Origin of the sequence: Sulfuricurvum sp. PD_MW2, assembly GCF_002633015.1 — a bacterium.
In the GTDB taxonomy this organism is placed as follows: Bacteria; Campylobacterota; Campylobacteria; order Campylobacterales; family Sulfurimonadaceae; genus Sulfuricurvum.
Genome location: NZ_NSIU01000005.1, coordinates 68,140 through 89,648, shown reverse-complemented (window position 1 = coordinate 89,648; position 21,509 = coordinate 68,140). Strand labels below are relative to the sequence as shown.

Here is a 21,509-nt window from a genome sequence, read left to right as displayed (position 1 = left end):
TTTTAGCTAAATGAGAGAGCTTTATCAATTATCAGAGGTGATAATATGTTTTACCATGGAGATAATAGTCGCTACATCCTCATCATTTAAAGAAGAACCGCTCGGAAGGCAGATTCCACGTGCGAAAAGCTCATCACTCACGCCGGTGATTTTTTGATTTGCCCCATGAAACAGAGGTTGTGCATGCATCGGTTTCCACAAAGGGCGGGATTCAATATTTTCTTTCTCTAGTGCTAATCGAAGGTGTTCGGGAGAGATTGCTTCGGGTAGCATCAGCGTGGTGAGCCAGCGGTTTCCGCTTGAGCCTTTGAGTTCCGGCATAAAAGAGATCCCCTCAATTTCTGCGAGGCCTTGAGAATAGAGTTCAAATATCGCTCTTCGACGTCGTATACGCTCGTCGAGTACCTCCATTTGCCCTCTGCCGATTCCCGCTACGATATTGGACATCCGGTAGTTATATCCGTACTCGGTATGTTCATAGTGAGGTGCGGGTTCGCGTGCTTGGGTGCTAAGATGGCGTGCATGGGCGATAAGTGATTCATCATCGCTGACGAGCATTCCCCCGCCGCTGGTGGTGATGATTTTGTTGCCGTTAAAGCTGTAAATTCCCATTTTGCCAAAGGTTCCGCTCTGTTTTCCCTCAGAGGTGGCTCCCAAACTCTCCGCTGCATCTTCGATGAGTTGAACCCCATAATGTTCACAAATGGCGGCAATCCGTTTGATATCGGCACATTGTCCATAGAGATGTGTCACGATGAGTGCTTTGGGCTGTTTTTTCCCCGTAGCGGCACGATGTGATAGTTCCTCTTCGAGGAGATTCGGGTCGAGATTCCAGCTTTCCTTATCCGAATCGATGAAAAACGGCGTACAGCGTTCATACAGGATCGGGGCAACAGAGCCGATGAACGTGAAGCTGCTCGCCATCACTTCATCGCCGTCTTTGATCCCAAGAACTCGCAGAGCCAGATGAATTGCTGCCGTTCCGCTGGTGAGAGCTAAGGCGTATTTGGCTCCTGTGTAGGCTTTTATCTGTGCTTCGAATGAATCGACATTATGCCCAAGCGGAGCGATATAGTTGCTCTCAAATGCTTCTTGGATATAGGCAAGTTCGTTTCCTCCCATGTGCGGAGGGGATAAAAAAATCCGTTTATTCATGCTCATCCTTTTGTGTTGGATTTCCGAGAAATTTTTCCATGGTTGCAACTCCCTCTTGGGATATCCCTTCTTTTATCAGAACTTTTTTAACGGTTAGAAAAATGATTTTTAGATCTTTCCAAAACGATAGGGTATCGACGTATTCAACGTCGTAAGAAAATTTTTGTTCCCAGCTAATGGCGTTTCGTCCGTTGATCTGTGCCCATCCGGTGATGCCGGGGAGAACGTTATGGCGTCTTTTTTGTTCCGCATTATACAGCGGAAGATACTCGATCAGCAACGGGCGCGGACCGATAAAACTCATCTCCCCTTTGAGGACGTTAATGAGTTGAGGAAGTTCGTCGAGACTGAGACCTCGGATCACTTTACCAACCCCTTTGAGGCGTAGCTCATCGCTTAGAAGTTCACCCTTCTCATTACGTGCATCACTCATTGTACGGAATTTATAGATCGTAAAAATATTCTCTTTATACCCCGGTCTTTTTTGGGTAAAAACGATGGGGCGACCCATCGTGAAAAAGATACAAATCGCTACCACAATCAATACGGGAGCAAAGAGGATCAGGAGGATGAACGCACCGAGCCGATCGAAGAGGGGTTTAAAAAGGTGTTTATACATGCGATTTGTCCATGTTTAATAAAGTTTCCAACTCATGATGAAGGGCATTCCAATAGGCATGCTGGTCATATCGGTTGAGGATGCTTTGACGGGCATTTTGTTTTAAAGAGGCATAAAGATCAGGTTCTCTCAACAGCTTTTGAATCGTTTCGATGAGGTGCAGCGTATTTTTCGGCTCAATCAACAGACCGTTTTCTCCGTGAATGATCACCTCGTTGCATCCGTTGATATCAGTGGCTATCATCACAATGCCGCAACTTCCCCCTTCGATAAGGACATTGGGCAGCCCCTCGCGATAGGAGGGGAGAATCAATAGATCAGAAATACAAAAATAGGGGCGAATATCGTCTTGAAAAGGGACGACGCGTATACGGGGGTGGTTTTTGATAATTTCATAAGAATCTTGGGCAATAGGGTCCAAATGGTGCTCAAAATCTCCTACCATCAAAAGGGTAAGTTTGGAATAGGTTGAAGAGAGCGAATCAAATGCGCTGATGAGCTCATTTACCCCTTTGTCGCCGACGATACGACCTGTGAATAGGAGAATAAAAGCATCGTGTGCAATGTTCAGACGCTGACGCAAAGTAGATTTTTCTTCGCTACTCATAGTATCTTTGAAATAGTCGGTATCCACTCCGTTGACCGAACCGTGAGCGATCACATTTACCGCTTTGGAAGTTAACTTCTCCGTAATGATTTTAGGGAGGTTGAGGCTGTTGGCGTAGAGATGGGTTGCAAAAAAATAGGTGATTTTCTCAATGGTTTTGAGAAGAAAACGCCGTTTTCCGCTTGAGCCGAAATAGGCGAGCCCGACGATGAGATGAAGGCGCACCGGAACACGTGCAAGCCATGCTGAAATCATCCCTAACAATCCTGCTTTAGGGGTGATGGAGTAGACCATATCGGGTTGTCGATGCCGAAAATGGCGCCAAAGGACAAAGAGAATTTTCAAATCTTTGAGGGGATTGATTTGACGGGTAAAATCGACCAACGTAACGGTGACGTTTTCATATGCTTTGATTTTTTCGATGCTCTTGCTGTGCGAGGTGATCAGTTCAACATCGTAATAATCGCTCAGATAGCGGGGTTGCCCTTTAAACCACGTCTCAATCGAGAGGGGGACGGTGAGTATAATCGAAATTTTCTTTTTCATCGGTTCTTTTGGAGTTGGTTTAAAAGGTACTCTTCGACATCGATAGATGTAGTGTGTCCGAGGAGATTGACCATAATCGCATTATTGGCGGTTGAGATTTTGAGCTCTTCTCGCGAAAGATTTTGCGTTTGTATAGAAATCCCGTGATTCTTCAGAAAATCGAGGATGTTTCGGATCGACGTCCCTTTGCCGCTTCCGATATTGATGATCGGAATTTCTATGGTGTTCAGGAGCTTTTGATACACTTCGACAACTGTATCGATATGGATGAAATCACGGATGGCATTGCCGTTATTGACGATCGTTAGCGGCGTGTTTTCTCTATGTGCGGTTAGGATTTTACTGATAATGGAGAAGCTGTCTTCTCCCCCGAACATGTTGAAAATCCGCGCAATAGTGTAATCGATATGACGATTTTTGGCATATTGTCCGATCAGTTTTTCATTGCTCACTTTGAGTGCTGCATGCAGATTGAGGGGCATGACACCATCGTGTTCGTCACAAAAAATATTATTCCCATACACCGAACTGCTGCTCGTGTAGATGATTTTCGCAATCGGTGTTTGATTGAAATACTCTAATACTTTGGCGGTAATCTGAATCGAATTTTCGATGTATCGGGTAAGATGAAGGGTATCACCAAGCTGCGTAGCCGTTTGAAAGTTGTTAAAAATCAGATTGATGGTTTGATTTTTGTAAGGTTCTAACAACTCTATGGTATCGGATAAATGGCGTGATGAGAGTGCTATGGAGTCTGGGATCACGCAGAGCAGTGCTCGGGTGAGATTGCTGTTTTGACCGATGATAAGAGTAGTCAATGGGAACTCCATCTATTCGCGAGGTTACGTCGCAACAGTTTAGCGCTATTTAGGATATTCGCCAATAAAAAATGGGTAAAGCTGATACGCTCTTCTAGAAACAGAACAGAGAGCATATAAAAGATTTTGCGATAGCTTTTATCGGAGTGTCGGTTCGAGATAGACGCGGAATGGATACGGTAGTAAATGAGCGCTTCTTCAAGGACAGCGGCTTTCATGCCATCATACAAATTGAGGATATGGAACATCCAGTCTTCAATTGCCACAAGACGCTTTTCTTCGATAAAGCGGTTGATAAGGGGTCGTCGCAGCATCAGCGTATTGATATTGATAAAGTTACCGTAAATAATCGCATTTTTCGGTGACATGAGCCGCAAAAGGAGTGAAAGAAACCGTTGTTTTCGGCTAGGAGAAATGGTTCCGTGTTCGTCAATGATTTCGGCAGGGGAGTAGAGCATATCGATGTCAGGGTTATGGACCAAAAAATCGAGCTGGGTCTGCAGTTTATGGGGTTTCCATATATCATCGGCATCCACAAAAGCGATAAATTCCCCTTGTGCCACTTCAATACCGATATTACGAGGTCTTGCTGGACCGCCAAAGTTGGTTTCGGATAGTAGTAGTCTCAGGCGCGAATCTTTTGTACTATAGTCACGGACGATTTCACATCCTCTATCGGTGGATGCGTCATCCACGACAATGACTTCGATGTTACGATAGGTTTGCGCCAAAACACTCTCAAGGGTCTGGGCAATAAAGCGCTCACCGTTGTAGAGAGGGATAACGATTGAAATCAAAGGGCTGTTCATGATGGATCGGCCTGTGTGAGTAGGGTGGTGAGCCATTGATCAATATGGTAGTGTTTCAAACAAGGGTCGAGTGAAAAAGGGGATTTGAAAAAATCCAAATCGATGTGGATGTGGTTTCGATCCAGCAGGGCAATGTTTTGAGGGTTATAAAAAGGTTCCTCTTGAATCTGTGCGTTGGTAGTGATCAGTTTTAATCCTGCTCCTAAAGCCTCAAAGGTTCTCATGGTGAGCCCGTGCTGGATGTTAAGCTCAATATCGAGTGTGGCGAAGGAGGAACGGTAGACGTTTAAGATATGATCCATATCGACAGAGTATGTTTTTAGATATTTTAAATCTTTTAGGGATATGACGCCGAAACAAAACAATCGGAAGAGCGCCATTTTCGTGATATAAAGATGGTATTTAAAACGTAGATGGTTGTTTTGGCAAAATTGCTCAATCTGTTGGACGACTTTCAACCGATCACTATGGTATGCTCCATAAAAGACAAGATCGTATTGTTTTGGCAGTTTATTGTTGGCGATTTGGGTAAATCGGTCGGTGTAAAAGAGAGGGAGATATTCTAGTGCATATTCTCTAGCATCTACTCTATCAAATGTTTTAACGACATCGAAATAGTCAATGAGCGGTTTATAGTTGCTTTGGCGATTGGAGTCCCACTGATACATGATAAATCGGGCTTTTGGAAGTTTTTGTTTTAAAGCCTCCATCGCTGAGGGGGACAAAATACCGCCACGGATGACGAAAACAATATCGTAACCGTCTGTGGTGACACTCTCGATGATGTGATTGCGGTATCTTTTTTTTAGGTTAGATGCTATCGAAGGGAAAAGTTTTTGAGCAAAGCGATAAAATGGGGTGTATATATCTTCGGGATAAAACGTGACGTACCCCTTTTTTGCTTCGATGAAATCAATAATCTGCGTATGGTACGTATAAAATTTCGGTGCGATAAAAAGGACTCTTCTCCCTTCGAGATCGATCATTTATAGAGCCCTTTTGCTCTCATCTCATCGATGCTTTTTTGATATTTGTCTTCAACAACCTCTTGCTTTTCTACCCACTGGGTAAAGCGGCGTATCCCCTCCTCAAAGCTTACAGCGGGACTAAATCCGAGTGTGTTGCGGATATGGGACAAGTCGGCATAGTTGTGGCGGATGTCTCCGAGACGATAGTTTCCGCTCACGGTTATGTTCGAGTCACTTTTGTAGGCGTTTTTGAGCGTTCGGGCGACCGTGAGAACATCGGTTGCGACACCCGCTCCGACGTTAAAAACCTGAAAATTCGCCTCTTCTTTTTCGATTCCGAGGATCGTCGCTTCTACAACATCGTCAATATAGACAAAATCACGGCTCTCTTCGCCGTCTTCAAAAATGGTGATGTCGTTGCCGTTTTTGATGCGGGTGGAGAAGATCGATAGGATCCCCGTGTAGGGATTAGAGAGAGATTGTCCCGCCCCGTAGACGTTTTGGTAGCGGAATGCCACGGCGGGGATGCCCAACGATTTGCCCATCACCATAAACATCTGTTCTTGAACCTGTTTGGTGATACCGTAGATAGAGGTAGGGTGGATTTTGCTCTCTTCATCGGTGCTCATGAGCTCTGTATTTTTGGCGCAAAGGGGACATTTGACATTGAAATCCCCCGATTTCATATCACAATCTAGCCGTTCGGTCGGGTAGACGATGCCATGATCGTCGCACCGATGTTTTCCTTCTCCATAGATGGCTCGTGAGGAAGCAACAATCATCTTTTCGATTGTATGGGTTTCATTGGCCAAAATATCGAGGAAAATAGAGGTCCCTTTGATATTGACGTCGGTGTATTTTTCGATCTCATACATCGATTGTCCCGTCCCCGTCTCTGCGGCCAAATGGACAACGATATGTGTTCCTTCAAGAGCGCTCTTCCAATCATCATAATTTAGAACGCTCCCTTTGATGAAGCGGACTTTATCGCAAATAGCGCGGTAGAGGACGGAATTTTCTCCATTATCGCCGTGAATCTGGGGGGATAAGTTATCCAAAACGGTAACTTGATACCCTTTTTCGATGAGGCGTAGGGCGAGGTTGGAACCGATAAATCCGGCACCGCCGGTGATTAAAACAGTTTTATTCATGCGTACTTTCTTGGTCTATAGTTGTCCATTGTTGTGTGAACGAATTATACCTTTTTATTACCCGTGCGGGAGAACCGACGGCAATAGAATAATCAGGAATATCGTGGGTTACGACCGAATTGGCACCGATAACACAGTGTTTCCCGATCGAAGCACCAATAATGGAGACGTTTTCACCGATCCAACTGTTATCACCGATCTCGACACGCCCCTTAAAAAAAATCGGCTGATTCTTGATCGCTATGGTTGTATCTTCGTAGCCATGCAGGTTATCGGAGATATACACTTTATCCGCGATGAGTACATTGTTGCCGATGATCACCTTTCGCAGTGCAACGATATGGGCAAACCTGCCGATCGTTGTCCCTGCTCCTATGTCGAGTTGCGGGAGTGTATCGTTTTGATGCAGTGCCAACAGCCACGCCTGGGTATTAATCGAGACATTGTCTCCCAGCGAAATAAAGCGCTCTCCCTCGATGATATCGGGAGAAATGATCGCTACATTTTTCCCGAATCGCTTGAACGTATGGGAAAAAAAGAGGGCAAAAGAGCGGCGTCGCAGAGCGTTGACGGTTCGCCGATAAAAGCTAAAGGGTATCATCGGTTCTTTTCCTCTACCGCATCTAAGAATGCTTCCGGGGTAGCGAACAAGGGGGTAAGCTGTTCGAGTTTTGTCTCCTCCAACTCCCACCAGCGTGATATCAAAAGGCGTTCAATCGTTTCCTCATCAAATCGTTTTTTGATTTCACGTGCAGGGATACCTCCGACAACGCTGTAGGATTCGACATCGCGGGTGACGACCGCACCTGCGCCGATTACTGCACCTACTCCGATGGTGATACCTGCTTTGATCATAGCTCCCTGACCGATCCAGACATCGGCATGAATAGTCGTTTTTGGGGTATTGTCGGCAGGGGATACCGATTTGGTAAAGAAGTGAGGAAGCGGTTGGCTCGCGTCGTAAAATACGGGGGAACTGCTCACTCCGTCGATCGGATGGGATGCCAAGCCGATATGAACGTTGGCGGCGATGGAGCAAAACGGGCCGATGTGAGCGTTATTGATCACCGAGTGGCTTTGTACATACGTGTATTTTTCCAACACGCTGCGGAGTACTATTGCCTCGGGAAATAAAACGGTGTGCATCCCTAAGCTGGACAAGCCATCCGCAATTGCTCCGGTATGAATAGTACTCGCAGGAAATCGTCTGCGTAATTGCCATAGACGGATCGATTTTTTTATCGCTGATATCATCACGATAGATCCTCTTTTTTTAAGAGTTCATACACATAATCAACATTTCGCTGCATATTGTTTCCATCCAGAGGACCGATGTAGCGTTCCATAACGGAGCGATCCAAGAAAGCATTATAACGCGGATGGATCGATTTGAAATCGTTTAAGGCTTGGATCAGATTATCGACATTTCGAGTGGTGACAAGCTCGCACTTTCCATTGAACGGTGGGTCCATCACTTCGGTATCTTTTTTGTGGTAGATAGCAGGAATACCTAGACAAGAGGCCTCGAAAAGGGTTTGCGAATAAATACTGATGTAGAGGTCGGTTTTATCCAAAACACTTTTCATCGGAGCGGTACTGATGAGCTCAATGTTCAGATTCGGGAAAAAAGCGGAGACAAAATCGGCATATTGTTTGAGATAGCCGTTCGGACGTACTTTGATGATAATATCCATCGGAAAATCTTGCTGAATCATCGTTTGCAGAGCGCTCAATACGTCGTACATAAACTCAAATTCGACCGCGACGTAGGAGTTCAGATCGATCGGATTAAATCCGGACGTACCAATGGTGACGGTTGGACGGGTCCGATTGATCACTCTGGGAGCGTTAAGCGGCGGATAGTTGTCCATCCGAGGGTCTCCAAGGCAGACGATGTTCTTTATGTTGCGAAAATAGTGCTCTTTAATACTTGTCGAATAAGCGTTGATGTAAGTTGCGTATTTGGCTTCGTCCATAAATTCTTTCGTCAGCATACCGTTTATGATCAGATAGCTAGGAATACCTCTGGCTTTGCAGACGCAATCGACCAATGTTGCGGTTAACCCCATATTGGCAATAAGAATTTCGAGTTGGATCGGATGCTTATCGAGATAACGGATAACGCTGTGAAGCGTACGAAGAACAGGTGCGATTCGAGATCCGATCCGTTGCTCGATAATCGTATAGAGTTCATCGCTTATATCCTCGCCGTTGGTGAGGATGAGAGACGCGTGGCGATGTTCTTTGAAAGCTCTGAGCAATGTTGATGCAATAGGCTCAAAGGAATGGAGTGAACCGCTGATAGGGATAAGACGCTCAAATCGGTGATCCAGCAGTTTTGAGCCGCGGGTGAAATTGACCAAAACAACACGCAATAAAGGGTCTTTTTTGAGGATTTCAATCAGTTTTCGTGTTGGATGGTACTCTTGGATGAAGAGGGAACGCTGTGGCTTCGAACGAGGGATAAGGGTATCCATAAAAGGGACAATGTAGCCGTAGAATGCCGTAACGATTTCCCGAATACGCACCAAAAAACCGCGTAAGCCGCTTGAGCGGATTTTGTCATCCAACCATTGCGCTATCGGGAAATAAAAGATGGGGACGGAGGTCGATTTGGATACAGAGTGAGCTTCAATTTTGTATCGATCTAAAACCGTTTTGATCCGTTTATCGTCGCTTCCCAAATACAACCTATAAAAAGAGAGGTGTTTTAAAGATTCCAGACATAGAGCAAGACGTGAGAGAGTTACCAGTTCGTTCCAGATATCGAGCCGTAATGAGAATCCGAACGGAATCTCTTTGTAGGTAAAAATATCTTGTCCGTTTGCGTCATAATGCCAGTTTTTCAAAAAATCGGTCACTAAAAAATTATTTTCTTGCATGATTGATGGGTCGATGAGATGATCAATATAGTAAGCCTCTCCCCCTATTGCGTCGATTTTATGTTTGAGTCCAAAATCATAAGTAAGAATCAAATCGGTGGAAATGTCATAGCTTGCTGCATCCCACCATTCGAGTGAATCAAGAATAAAAATGTTACGGTAGTGCGATTTTCGTGGAGCTAGTGAAGCAACGGTGTTAGGCATCGACAGAAATATCCTTCTTTTTTTTGAGAAACAATTTTTTGATTTCTCCTCGGGATGTTGCAAAAATCTGAGGGAAAATTATTGCCCCGATTATAGTCAATACCGCATAAAAAACGGCACAAGACGCTAGATTGATCCACGGTGTTTGTATCGATGATGTGACAAAAATACTTACAAATGCAGCGAGTATAAAAAAGAGCAAAGCATAGATCTGATGGAAGATAAACGGAGCTATTTTGATTTTTAAAAATACCGTATTGAAATAGAGCTGTATACTCACCCCGATGAGCTGAGTGATCACCATTTTATAGGCGAGACCAAGGGAACCAAGATGTAATACGTAGAGAAAAATAAATGTAAAAATAACGCCGATTAATGAGGTAAAGAGCGCAATATTACGATATTGCGAGGTATTTCCATTGGCAAAAAAAAGCGATCCGCTGAGCTGTCCGTAGGTTTGATGGATCGGGTAGAGGGCAATGACACTGAGAGCCGGTGCGGCAAGGGCAAATTTTTCACCGCTAAAGAGGTGAATGAGTTGATCTGATTGAAAGGCGACAAATACCGCAAAAAATGCGGCAACCGAATAGAGCATCGGAATAAAGCGTTTGAAATGGAGTTGAATTTTTTCCATATTCCCTTGCGCAAAAGAGCGGGCAAATTCGCGGGTAATGATCGGGGTCATCGAGCTTGTGAACAAAAATGAGACGGCGGCAACGGAGTACGCCAAGGTGTAAAATCCTGTTTGTTCGGCTCCACCGGTGCTCTGGAGCAGCCAAATATCAAACATTCCAATCCCTACTCCGACAAGTGAGAATAAGAGGATCGGGTGGCTGTAATGGGCGAACTCTTTGATATTTTGGAGGATATGAAGGCGTTGCTGCCATAAATCGGAGCTAAAAACACCGCGTTGTATAAAGAGGAGCGATGCAAGGGCAATAAAGAGGCCTGAGACGATGTAGTTAAACTGAAAATAGGCGGTGAGATCGAAAGTGAGATAGTAGAGAAAATAAAAAAGCAAGCCCAAAGAGATAAATTTGTGGAGACTTTTCAGGATTTCGACCGATACGGTCAGGGCATAGGCATCGGAAATTTTAATAAAAATCTGGTTGAGCCATGTCAAAAATCCCAGTCCCATTCCGATAACAATATACTCTTGCGGTATATTTGGGAATAGCGTTTGGGTGAATGGGGTGTAGTGTAGGAGATAGACAAAAAGAGAGATAGCGATTAAAACCACCCCCATATACAAAGCGTAAAAAGAGATTAATTCTTTGCGCTGAGGATGGGATGAGAGCTTGGTGAAAAATGCCATCGAGGTTCCAGCATCCGCCAAACCGAAAAGTTGTGAAAATAACTGTTGCAAATAACTAAACTGTCCATAGGCTACCGGACCGAGCGCTTTTGGGACAAGTGCAAGAAAGAGAATATTGATTGCACCGTTGATAAGGTTAGAGAGAAGCTTAATGAGGTAGCGTTTTTTAAGACTCTCTTCCGCGGCCATTTTACTTTTCCGTGGTTTTTTTGACAACGCGCGCGGGTGAACCTACCGCAACTGAAAAAGGGGGAATATCATGGGTAACAATACTTCCTGCACCGATAACACTGTTTTCACCGATGGTGACACCGGGAAGGATGATTGCATTGGCTCCGATCCAAGAGCCTTTTTTCAAAGTGATCGATTCTGAGGGATAGTGACCCTGAGCAATGATCGGAAGATTCGGCTTATCAAACCGATGGTTATGAACATACATATGAACCCCAGATCCGATCATGACATTCTCTTCGATGGTGATCGAGCCGCTTTCCCCTTCTCTGGGATCAGCAAAAAGCATTGTTCCCGGGCGGATAACGACATTGTCTCCGATAAAGATCTTACTGCAGCAAATAGCGTATGCTCCGGGGCGAAACTCTGCATTGACTCCAAAATGAGCAAATTTTTGTTGGCACAGAGTCACCATAGACGATTTAAAATAAAGCTTCCAATGGGTAAACGGACAATCCGGACCGATGCGATCACTCTTTTTGTCAAAGCGATATTTGGAAACGATCTCTTGTATCATAGACTAAATCCATCATCCACAATAATATTTTGACCGTTGACGTATCGACTCATGTCACTGAGCAAATAGACGAGCGTCCCCTGTAAATCGCTTTTATCAAGCATCCCTTTGTTAAGGCACTGCTTTTTGTAGCTCTCTAAAAAAGGCTCCAGCTGATGATCGAAAATACCGCCTGGGCTGATTGCATTGACTCGAATATTCATCCCTTTGAAATATTTTGCCATATATTGCGTCAGCATAAGGAGTGCCGATTTGATCGCGGCATATTCAACCGGCATACTCATTGGAGTATTGTCGTAGACTTCAAATTTTGGAGCGATAACACCGTAAATAGAGGAGATGTTGATGATGTTTCCAAAGCCTTGTTTTTGAAAGTAGAGGGCGAACTGCTGACTTGCTAAAAAATAGCCGCCGAGATTGAGATTGAGATTTTCGCAAAAATCGGCATATTCAACTTCAAAAAAGTGTTTTCCATAGTTTTTATTGCGCGGATAGGCGTTGTTAACCAATGCATCGACTTTGCCGTATGTGTCGTGTAAATACGCTATTGCGGTATTGAGAGACTCTTTGGAGGTGATATCCAATGCTATAAAATCGATAGCATTGGTTTGTAACTCTAGTGATAGTTCCTCTTTCACACGGTTGCCGATTTGTTCATTAATATCGGCGATGATCGCGATTCCGTTATTGGCCACGACTGCTTTTACAAACTCTTTTCCGATCAGTCCCGCTCCACCGGTAATGACGACTACGTGGTTTTTAATCATTCTGCTTCCTCATCAAAAATTCGACAAACTCAAAATCGAGTTCCGTATCGATGTCGATAGAACGTTCTTCCGGCATCACATATAAGCCTGTTTTTTCGAGAAACAGTGTGTTCTCATTTAAAATGACATCCCGTTTCCAAATATAGATGGAGGCATTCATATCGTAGCTTTTTGGGGCATCTTGTCGGCGTACGACACCATCAGAGAGCTTTTTCGATAACGCTACCTTTCCTGAAGCATCTACTTCGACGAGATTAAAATAGGGGCTTCGGCGAGAGGGCATGGCAGTGATGAGATTGTCGTTATCATCTCGCAGAAACTGTCTGTAGGAATCAACAATGTCTTGAACACTGCGAAGGGGTGCGGTGGCATCCAGATCGATCAAGGTATCAAATGTGCAACCGTAATACTCTTCAGAGCGTTTGAACGCATCGCGGATGACATCGAGTTTTCCGGCAGTATCGGATGCCATCTCTGCTGAACGTTTGAAAAAAACTTCAGCACCGTATTCCTGTGCGCACTGTGCTATCGCATCCGAATCGGTACTGATAACGATGTGTTCAAACAGTCCCGACTGAGCGGCCTGCTCGATGGTGTAAGCGATGAGGGGTTTGCCGCCCAGGAGTTTGATGTTTTTGTTTTTAACCCCTTTTGACCCTCCGCGTGCGCATATCGTACATAAAACTTTAGCCATGATGGTGTTCCTGAATATCGGTGATGGTTTTCATGACACTCAGCCCTTCGCTCAGTGTGCATAGATCGGTTTTGTCGCTTAGTGCAGAGTGGTGCATTTTGATAAAAAGTTCATTGCGCTCAAACGGCTCTAAGGTAATCGTTTCAATTTCCCCATCAAGGGCTCCGATTTTTAACGTGTTTGCAATCATATCGACAATGAGGGTCTGGGTATTCGTATGGATAACGATCTCACGAAGGGGAATTTTACTGATGTAATCCAAAGTAATGGTGATCGATGCGTTATGGGATGTTTGTGCCGTTATAACGGTAATGTCATCCGAATCGATCTCTAAATCGGAAATTTTGCTTTGATACGCACCGAGGAGGGAGAGGGGACCGAAGAGCCACTGGGCATAATCGATTTCGTGGCTCAGATCGAGCAACACGCCACCCCCCTGTTCCTTGGATGCGCTGTAGAGGGTACGATAATCTCTTTGCGGTCTCCATGAGGGGAGGTAGGAGCCTGCCCTAATCGATACGGCGATCGGAGTTTCGGTACCCAAAAGGGATTTGAGCTGCTCAAAAATCGGATGAAAACGCAACACGTAACCGACATAAATAGCGTTATTCGGGAGTTGGGTGTTTTGGTATGTATCAAAAATGGGTTTTTCGCATAAAATCGTTTTATTTTTGACGTGCGTATCCAGATAGATGAGCTGAGAAAGGTGTTTATTGGTTTCCGATGCAATCACGAAATAATCATAGCTCTTAATATCGCAAACCGATTCCAACGTTTTGAATGTCGTGATGTCTTGAAGCATTTGAGAAGTGACGACATGAATTGCATCAAAAACTCTCATCGAGGAGAGGACATCATAGTGCCGTTGACCGATAGAACCGTATCCGACAATGAGTGCTTTCACTGAAACACACCCGCATACTCTTGATTGGCCCGTTCGTACTCCTCCATCTGACCGATATCTAGCCAATATTCCCGTATCGGAAAAGAGATCGCTTTTTGCTCCTTTTTAATAAGGGTTTCAAATAGGGTTGGCATGTCGTAAAATTGGTTTTTCGGGATGTATTGGATGACCTCCGGATCAAGCATATAGATCCCTGCACTCACAAAGAATTTATGGAGAGGCTTTTCCTCAATGGAGAGGATGGCGTTCCCCTCCATGTTGACAACGCCATAAGGGACTTGAAAATCGTATTCACGGACACACATTGTCGCCATGGCGTTTTGAGAGAGATGGTAGTTGTATAGATGTTCAAAATTGATATTGGTGAGCAAATCGCCGTTCATCACGAAAAAAGGCTCATTCGGGAGGGTTGTAAGAAGGCTGAGTGCTCCTGCCGTTCCCATCCGCTCCTCTTCAAAGATATAGGTGATATTCACCCCAAAGGCGCTTCCGTCCCCGAAATAATCTTGGATGATGTGCGATTTATAGTTGACGCATAGGACAATTTCGTTAAATCCGTATTCGGCAAATTTCTCTACTATGGTTTGCAGTATCGGTTTGTTTCCGACTTTGAGCATCGGTTTTGGGGTATTTTCGGTGAGCGGTCGAAGGCGGCTTCCCAATCCTCCCACCATCAGTACGACCATATTAGGCTTGGTTGGGGGTTTGATGAGATCGTTGATCTCTTGTATCCCTAAAACACGGTATTCTTCATCGATGATCGGAATTTGATGCAGTTTTTTTGTGAGCGCTTTTTGGAGGATCTCCTCTTTCGTATCGCTGAGCGTTGCTACGGTCGGCGTGGTATGGAGTATCGTTTCAACGCTATCTTCAAGACGCAGATTGTTCAACAGTCCGCGACGTATATCGCCATCAGTGATAGTCCCCAAAAGTTTCCCCTCTGAATCGACGACAACCGCCATTTGCATCGCACCGTTGTTGATGATTTGCAAAGCGTCTCGGATCGTAGAGGTTAACGAGAGTTTAATGGCATCTATCGGTTTCATGAAAGTCCTCTATCATAAAATGATTTTTTGAGCAGATCATCCAAAGGGGTGCTTTTGAGGATCTGAATGATTTGCTCAACTGCTCCCCCTTCGCCGTAAGGGTTTTGGAGCGTGAAAAGTTGCTGTTGAAATTCAGGGGTATAGAGTTTTGCTAAACTTTCACAGATTGCTTCTTGCGTTGGTTTACAATCGATTACGCTGAGGGCTTTTAGCCGCCCCTTTTGACGATCACCGATATTGATCGTACCGATATGAAAGCTTGGCGCTTCGAGCAGACCGCTGGAACTGTTTCCAACTACCGCATCGACAAACTGTAACGCACTCAAATAACGCAGTTGCCCCATAGAAGCGAATGCGATAGTGTTGGAGATATGGTGTGCTGTGTAGGTGTCGATCATGGCATTGATAGCGCGTCCATCGGTATCGCTATTGGCTTTGGTAAAGATTATATGGGTATCTTCGAGGGTATCCAAAGCATCTAACAGTGCTTGAAACTGTTCTGTTGCCGTATGGGTTTCCAATGTAACGGGATGGAAGGTTACGAGGAGATTTTTGGTCCCGAAGGTAAAGTTGATACTCTTTTCCAATTCGGATTTCTCCAAGAGAGTGATCCTTTTGATCGCATCGATCCCCATCCCTCCGACATTAAAGACTCTCTCCGGATGTTCTCCGAGTTGAATGACCCGATCACGGTATGCTTCAGCGGCGGTAAAATGCAGATGTGCCATTTTGGTGATGCTATGGCGGATCGATTCATCGAACGCCCCCTCTGTTGTTTCCCCTCCGTGCAGATGAGCGATAGGGATACGTGCGATCATCGCAGCACTTGCGGCACTGAATATTTCGTATCTATCCCCAAGCACAACGATAAGATCGGGTTTGAGCTCTTCAAAACACTCCGCAAACGAGATTTGAGCCAATCCCATTGATTTGGAAATCCCCACCGAGGTATCGCTGGAGAGGAGTATTTCGATTTTTTTGGTGATGGTAAACTCTTTTTCAATCTCTTTGTAGGTGAGTCCGAATTCGGGGCTCAGATGCATTCCTGTCACGATAATCTGAAGTTCGAGTTCAGGATCGGCTTCGATGAAGCGCATCAGATAGCAAAGCAGACCGTATTCCGCGCGGGTTCCGGTAATGACGCATATTTTTCTCATATCGCCTCATCTTCGACATAGTTTTTGGATGCGACAGTGCCGATAATCTCATCGTAACGCATGGGGCTGATTCCGTTTCCGGGACGTTTGATGGTGATGTTCTCCTCACTCAAACGCTCTCCCTTGGTAATCGTACGGGAAGCAACGATGCTTTTTCGAGCAATAGGGATGTTTTTGAGTTCACTTGGCGAGGGGCGCTTGATCCCATCACCTAATGCTTTTTCGATGTTTCGGATAGCGTGAACCATCGAAATCAACTCATTAGGTTCCAAACTCGCTTTGTGATCGGGTCCTTCCATTTCTCTATTGAGGGTAAAGTGCTTTTCGATTACACTCGCACCCATAGCAGCAGCAGCTATCGGGACTTCAATACCACGCGTATGATCGGAATATCCTACCCGTATACCAAAGGTGTCCCGTATGGTCTGCATCGCACGCAGATTGACCTCTTCCATCGGGCAAGGATATTCGGTTGTTGCGTGTAATACGATGAGGTGCTCTTTTGCTGTTCCTGCGCTTGTCAATACACGAAGTGCCTGATCGATTTCATCGAGCGTTGCCATCCCTGTAGAGAGGATCACCTCTTTTTTAAGCGAACCGATGTGCCGGAGATAGGGGAGGTTGGTGATTTCTCCACTGGGAATTTTGAAAATCTCCATCCCCAGATTGGCTAATAAATCGATACTCTCATGGTCAAAAGGGGTGGAGAGAAACAGAATGTTTTCTTGTGCGCAATACTCAATGAGTTCATGGTGTGCCTTCTCATCCAACTCCAGTTTTTTGATCATGGCATATTGGGATTCGTCCGCATCGGTCGTTTGTTTTTGATAAGAGGCTTTTTGGGCTGTTTTGGAAACGAGTTTATCGGCTTTGAACGTTTGAAACTTCACCGCATCTGCACCTGATTGTACGGCTACATCGATGAGTTCTTTGGCAATCTCCAAAGACCCGTTGTGGTTGACACCCGCTTCGGCAATGATGAAAATACTCATTTGGCGATACTTCCCGCTTTGATAAAAGAGCCCTCTTCGATGGTGATAGCCTCTTTGGACACGGCGTTGCTTCCGAAAAAGCTCCCCTCTTTGAGGGTGCATCCTCCGTTGAGTATCGCTCCTGTGGAGATATGACAGTGACTTTCGACAACGCAATCGTGTTCGATGAGGGCTTTGCTATTGATGATGCAGTTGTCGCTGATGGTGGCATTTGCATTGATAAGCGCATCATGGAGGATGACATTCCCCTCGCCGATGCGGGCGTGTTTGGAAACATATGCTCTGGGAGAGATAATGGTAGGAAGGGTATACCCGATACCCTTTAATCGTTCATACATCGCGATTCGTGAATCGGGAGATTTGATTTGACCAAAGGTGATCAGTGCATGTGTAAAGGTGCCAAACAGGTTTTCAAGATCATTATTGGACCCTATGATAGGATATCCGAGGACTTTTTCACCGATTCGCTCAGGAATATCGAGAATCCCTCCGATTTCATATTTTCCTTCTGCTTCGATAACGTCGATCAGTGATCGGCAATGACCGCCGCCGCCGATGAGGAGTAGTTTCGGTTTCATAGACGCACTCCGCTGGGAATATTCACGACCCGCTCTTCAAGCCAGAGAGCATTACTCAAATCGCTGCATTGACACTCTTTAAACATCTCCAGTTTGTTCATCAATCTCCAGATCGGACGGGTCATGACTCCATGATCATTGGTGTACGCTAAAAAAGCTTCTTGCTCATCTTTATTATTTAGGATCAGTGTTTGAAGCCAATAATTTGATCGTGCATTTATCGGTTCACGGACATGATTGATAGGCGTTGTATCGAAAAATGACCCGTATTCATTTGTCAAAAGGCGCTTATTTTCTAAAAATAGGTCTAACGTTTCCATTTGGGCACATAAGAGTGCCGCATTGATATTGGGGAGACGGTAGTTGTAGCCGATCTCATCGTGGACATACTCCCAACGATGGGGAGTTTTGGCCGTGGTGGTGAGATGTTTGGCTCGTGCAGCCAATTGTTCATTATCGGTGACGATCACTCCACCGCCGCCGCTGGTGATGATTTTATTGCCGTTGAAACTAAATGCTCCCAATATTCCAAAAGTACCGGTGTGTCGCTCTTTGTACGTGCTTCCGAGAGATTCGGCGGCATCTTCGACTAGTGTGATATGCCATTGATCACAAAGTACTTTGATTTCATCGATCCGACACGGATGACCGAAGGTATGCATCGGGACACACGCTTTGATCACCTTTTGGGTTGTCGTGTTGATGCAGCGATTATCCACAATATTACAGTGCGTCTCTAAAAATGTTTTCAGTGACTCGGGAGAGAGCCCCATCGTGTCTCGGTCGACATCGACAAAAACAGGTTTTGCCCCGATATAGCTGATGGCATTTGCTGTGGCGATAAAGGTGAGAGGTTGGGTAATCACTTCATTGCCTTGTTCGACACCTGCCAAAAGGAGCGAAATATGAAGTGCAGCCGTTCCGTTCACGGTAGCTACAGCGTATTTTGATCCTACGTAGGTAGCGAATTCTTTTTCGAACCGATCTACAAAGGGACCGACGCTGGAGACAAATGTGGAATCGATACACTCATTGAGGTAATTTTTTTCATTACCGATAAAACGGGGCTCATGAAGGGGTAGAAACGTTTCGGTGTGAAACGTCTTTTTTATAAAGTTTGTTATGGCATCAAAATCCATCACATTTTTCCGTCGAGATATTTTCCGGTTTCTTTGTGACCAAAATCAGGGATCATCTCAAAAAATAGTGCAACAATTTGATCTTTTGTCCATTGCTTATCGGCTTTCATTTGATTGATTGTTTCGGTAAAGCGGTTGAGTTGCGATTCATCGTAGATCGGATCATTCTTGATCACTCCCAGATTATGAAACCGTTCCATATCAAGGGTTTCGTTATCGGTAAAAAACTCTTCGAAATCTTTTTCTCCCGTTGTATCGCTAGTCGTGAAAAGACATGGCCATTGTCCTTGATCGGGAAGGGTTTTAGAGAGCTCTCTGGCTTCGTCTTCACTGTCGCATAGATAGGGTGTATACCCCAGGTTCTTGAGATATTTGACGGCGATATTGGCGAATGTGATGAGATGAAGCGCCTCACTCAGTTTTGGAAAAAAGATGTCGCGGTTTTCACCGAAAATACATGACATCAGGCACAGTTCACCTGACTCCTGAGGAGTAACAAAGTAGCGTTTGATGTCGTTTGGAGCAACAATCGGCTGACGTTTTTGAATCCGCTGGTTAAATCCGTGTAAAAGTGATCCGTCGCTGAATGCAACATTCGCAAACCGGGCAGTTGAGATGGTGATGTCGCGGCTTCGGCGCATCAAAAACATCTCCATGATCCGCTTGCTCGCCCCCATCATATTGACTGGATTGGCCGCTTTGTCGGTAGAGACACAAAAATATTTTTTTGCACCCTTAGCGATCGATTGATGCAATGTTTTATCGGTATTGAAGATATTGACATCAATCATCCGCATGAGTGTGAAAGGGTCTTTTTCACTCCGTACATGCTTGAGAGCAGAGAGATTTAAAACATAGTCGTACTCTCCGTCAGCTGCGATAAAAGCATCGTATTCGACGGATCCGATGTCGAGGGCAAAAGTTTGAAAGTCACCGTCGATGTATCCAAAGGAACTCCGAATATCGCGCACCAATTCAACCATATTGTTTTCACTGATATCGACGACGTGGAGTTTACGAGGATTGCGTTTGAAAATCTCTTTGGTGACGGCTTGGCCGATCGAGCCGGCTCCGCCGATCACAAGAAACGATGATGTGGAGACTGTATCGGAAAGTTTCTGCGCATAAGCATTAATATCGTCGACAAAGAGTTCTTTTTCTCGACCGATCAATGGCAGTATGTTCAAGATTTTAATCCTTCAAATTTATCCAATTCATCCAATTTTTCCCACGGGTAATCGCTTTGACCGACTTGACCGCGAGAGGCGACATCGGCATAGAGAAACGTCTCTTCGCTTGGGTGATCAAGATCAAATTTGCGGGTAATCCAGTTTGGGGTGAGGGCAAAGTTGTCATGAACGAAAGCCGAAAGAATATCGTCATTCAATCCATCAATACATGTACCGCAGGTATCGACAGCGACAGAAGTCGGTTTCGCAACCCCAATGGCGTAGCTGATCTGAACGATTGCTTTTTTAGCTAACCCTGCTGACACGATATGTTTCGCGATCCAGCGTCCCGCATAGAGACCTGATCGATCCACTTTGGTGTAGTCTTTGGAGCTTTGGGCACCACCACCGATCGGAGCGTATCCGCCAAAACTATCAACGATGAGTTTACGTCCTGTCAATCCGCTGTCATGGAGACTCGAGTGAGAGACATATTTACCGGTCGGATTGATGTGGATAATACAGTTTTTTGGATCAAAAAGATTGGTCGGTAACCCTGTATCAAGGATTAGCTCCATAATGAGTTCGCGTACTTGCTCGATACTCATTGTGTTGACGCATGGTGCGGAGACAACGATGGTATGGATCGATTGAGGATTGCAAATTTCAAAGTTGTCTTTGCATCCGTAATCCATGGTCACTTGGGTTTTGATATCGACACCGAGTTTATGCGGATGTGCCAATGCGTAGTGGTATACTTTTTCCATGAGCATTCTGGCATAGGTAATAGCACTTGGCATGTAGTTGGCGGTTTCACAATCGGCATATCCGAACATGATCCCCTGATCTCCGGCACCGGTTTCTCCGTCTTCTTGGTCAACCCCTTGGTTGATATCGGGAGATTGACGGTTCAAGAGAACTTGAACTTCCACATCCTCAGGATGGAGACACTCATCGCGAGTGAAGTGCGGATGTCCGTTGTAGCCGATTTTTTTGAGTGCTTCGAGGGCGATATGTTTATACTCTTTGGTGCTAAGCTCTACTTTCGAGGTAACTTCTCCCCCGATAACGACATGTTTTCCCGCTACGAAAACTTCGCTCGCAACACGGCTTTTCGGATCACCGATGATGAGACGATCAACGATACTGTCGGCAATGATATCGGCGCATTTATCGGGATGCCCTGGAGAGACGACTTCTGAGGTAAAAAGGTACATAAACTGCTGTTTCCTTGATTTATA

Annotated in this window: 22 protein-coding genes; all 22 read right to left on the bottom strand. The window is 45.1% G+C overall.

Going from position 1 to position 21,509, the window contains the following annotated elements; all coding sequences use genetic code 11:
- Positions 1–24: 24 nt before the first annotated feature.
- The 22 genes from pglE to metK are packed head-to-tail and all read right to left on the bottom strand — an operon-like array spanning position 25 to position 21,485.
- Positions 25–1,155 (bottom strand): UDP-N-acetylbacillosamine transaminase, encoded by a 1,131-nt coding sequence (pglE, locus tag CJD30_RS04205; RefSeq protein ID WP_101244925.1) that lies wholly within the window; start codon positions 1,153–1,155, stop codon positions 25–27.
- Positions 1,148–1,774 (bottom strand): undecaprenyl phosphate N,N'-diacetylbacillosamine 1-phosphate transferase, encoded by a 627-nt coding sequence (gene pglC, locus CJD30_RS04200; protein ID WP_101244933.1) that lies wholly within the window; start codon positions 1,772–1,774, stop codon positions 1,148–1,150. Before pglC ends, pglE begins: the two co-directional genes overlap by 8 nt.
- Positions 1,767–2,927, bottom strand: a complete 1,161-nt coding sequence (locus CJD30_RS04195; protein WP_294916599.1) for a glycosyltransferase family 4 protein — start codon at positions 2,925–2,927, stop codon at positions 1,767–1,769. The genes pglC and CJD30_RS04195 overlap by 8 nt, the downstream gene beginning before the upstream one ends.
- Positions 2,924–3,745 (bottom strand): NAD(P)-dependent oxidoreductase, encoded by an 822-nt coding sequence (locus CJD30_RS04190; RefSeq protein ID WP_294916597.1) that lies wholly within the window; start codon positions 3,743–3,745, stop codon positions 2,924–2,926. The genes CJD30_RS04195 and CJD30_RS04190 overlap by 4 nt, the downstream gene beginning before the upstream one ends.
- Entirely contained in the window at positions 3,742–4,554 is an 813-nt protein-coding gene (locus CJD30_RS04185) for a glycosyltransferase (RefSeq protein ID WP_294916595.1), read from the bottom strand. Before CJD30_RS04185 ends, CJD30_RS04190 begins: the two co-directional genes overlap by 4 nt.
- The gene (locus tag CJD30_RS04180) at positions 4,551–5,540 is read right to left on the bottom strand and encodes a hypothetical protein (protein WP_294916593.1); all 990 of its coding nucleotides are present in this window, start codon (positions 5,538–5,540) and stop codon (positions 4,551–4,553) included. Before CJD30_RS04180 ends, CJD30_RS04185 begins: the two co-directional genes overlap by 4 nt.
- Positions 5,537–6,673, bottom strand: coding sequence for an NAD-dependent epimerase/dehydratase family protein (locus CJD30_RS04175; RefSeq protein WP_294916591.1), 1,137 nt, complete (start codon positions 6,671–6,673; stop codon positions 5,537–5,539). Before CJD30_RS04175 ends, CJD30_RS04180 begins: the two co-directional genes overlap by 4 nt.
- The gene (locus CJD30_RS04170; protein ID WP_294916589.1) at positions 6,666–7,274 is read right to left on the bottom strand and encodes an acyltransferase; all 609 of its coding nucleotides are present in this window, start codon (positions 7,272–7,274) and stop codon (positions 6,666–6,668) included. The genes CJD30_RS04175 and CJD30_RS04170 overlap by 8 nt, the downstream gene beginning before the upstream one ends.
- On the bottom strand, positions 7,271–7,927 hold the full coding sequence (locus tag CJD30_RS04165; protein ID WP_294916587.1) for a CatB-related O-acetyltransferase: 657 nt from the start codon (positions 7,925–7,927) through the stop codon (positions 7,271–7,273). Before CJD30_RS04165 ends, CJD30_RS04170 begins: the two co-directional genes overlap by 4 nt.
- Complete coding sequence (locus CJD30_RS04160; RefSeq protein ID WP_294916585.1) at positions 7,927–9,759, bottom strand: hypothetical protein; 1,833 nt, start codon at positions 9,757–9,759, stop codon at positions 7,927–7,929. Before CJD30_RS04160 ends, CJD30_RS04165 begins: the two co-directional genes overlap by 1 nt.
- Positions 9,752–11,263 carry an MATE family efflux transporter gene (locus tag CJD30_RS04155; RefSeq protein WP_294916583.1) on the bottom strand — a complete coding sequence of 504 codons (1,512 nt, stop codon included), beginning with the start codon at positions 11,261–11,263 and terminating at the stop codon, positions 9,752–9,754. Before CJD30_RS04155 ends, CJD30_RS04160 begins: the two co-directional genes overlap by 8 nt.
- A gap of 1 nt (position 11,264) precedes the next feature.
- Complete coding sequence (locus CJD30_RS04150; RefSeq protein ID WP_294916581.1) at positions 11,265–11,822, bottom strand: acyltransferase; 558 nt, start codon at positions 11,820–11,822, stop codon at positions 11,265–11,267.
- Positions 11,819–12,589, bottom strand: coding sequence for an oxidoreductase (locus CJD30_RS04145; RefSeq protein WP_294916579.1), 771 nt, complete (start codon positions 12,587–12,589; stop codon positions 11,819–11,821). Before CJD30_RS04145 ends, CJD30_RS04150 begins: the two co-directional genes overlap by 4 nt.
- Positions 12,582–13,283 (bottom strand): acylneuraminate cytidylyltransferase family protein, encoded by a 702-nt coding sequence (locus tag CJD30_RS04140; RefSeq protein WP_294916577.1) that lies wholly within the window; start codon positions 13,281–13,283, stop codon positions 12,582–12,584. Before CJD30_RS04140 ends, CJD30_RS04145 begins: the two co-directional genes overlap by 8 nt.
- The gene (locus tag CJD30_RS04135; protein WP_294916575.1) at positions 13,276–14,187 is read right to left on the bottom strand and encodes a Gfo/Idh/MocA family oxidoreductase; all 912 of its coding nucleotides are present in this window, start codon (positions 14,185–14,187) and stop codon (positions 13,276–13,278) included. Before CJD30_RS04135 ends, CJD30_RS04140 begins: the two co-directional genes overlap by 8 nt.
- Complete coding sequence (locus CJD30_RS04130) at positions 14,184–15,233, bottom strand: nucleotidyltransferase family protein (protein WP_294916574.1); 1,050 nt, start codon at positions 15,231–15,233, stop codon at positions 14,184–14,186. Before CJD30_RS04130 ends, CJD30_RS04135 begins: the two co-directional genes overlap by 4 nt.
- Positions 15,230–16,390 (bottom strand): UDP-N-acetylglucosamine 2-epimerase, encoded by a 1,161-nt coding sequence (gene neuC / locus CJD30_RS04125; RefSeq protein ID WP_294916572.1) that lies wholly within the window; start codon positions 16,388–16,390, stop codon positions 15,230–15,232. The genes CJD30_RS04130 and neuC overlap by 4 nt, the downstream gene beginning before the upstream one ends.
- A complete protein-coding gene (gene neuB / locus CJD30_RS04120; RefSeq protein WP_294916570.1) occupies positions 16,387–17,382 on the bottom strand; it encodes an N-acetylneuraminate synthase in 996 nt (331 codons plus the stop codon). The genes neuC and neuB overlap by 4 nt, the downstream gene beginning before the upstream one ends.
- A complete protein-coding gene (locus CJD30_RS04115) occupies positions 17,379–17,960 on the bottom strand; it encodes an acetyltransferase (protein WP_294916567.1) in 582 nt (193 codons plus the stop codon). Before CJD30_RS04115 ends, neuB begins: the two co-directional genes overlap by 4 nt.
- The gene (locus CJD30_RS04110; RefSeq protein WP_294916565.1) at positions 17,957–19,099 is read right to left on the bottom strand and encodes a LegC family aminotransferase; all 1,143 of its coding nucleotides are present in this window, start codon (positions 19,097–19,099) and stop codon (positions 17,957–17,959) included. Before CJD30_RS04110 ends, CJD30_RS04115 begins: the two co-directional genes overlap by 4 nt.
- Entirely contained in the window at positions 19,099–20,289 is a 1,191-nt protein-coding gene (locus CJD30_RS04105) for a UDP-N-acetylglucosamine 4,6-dehydratase (protein WP_294916616.1), read from the bottom strand. Before CJD30_RS04105 ends, CJD30_RS04110 begins: the two co-directional genes overlap by 1 nt.
- On the bottom strand, positions 20,283–21,485 hold the full coding sequence (metK, locus tag CJD30_RS04100; RefSeq protein ID WP_294916563.1) for a methionine adenosyltransferase: 1,203 nt from the start codon (positions 21,483–21,485) through the stop codon (positions 20,283–20,285). The genes CJD30_RS04105 and metK overlap by 7 nt, the downstream gene beginning before the upstream one ends.
- Between the last annotated feature and the right edge of the window lie 24 nt (positions 21,486–21,509).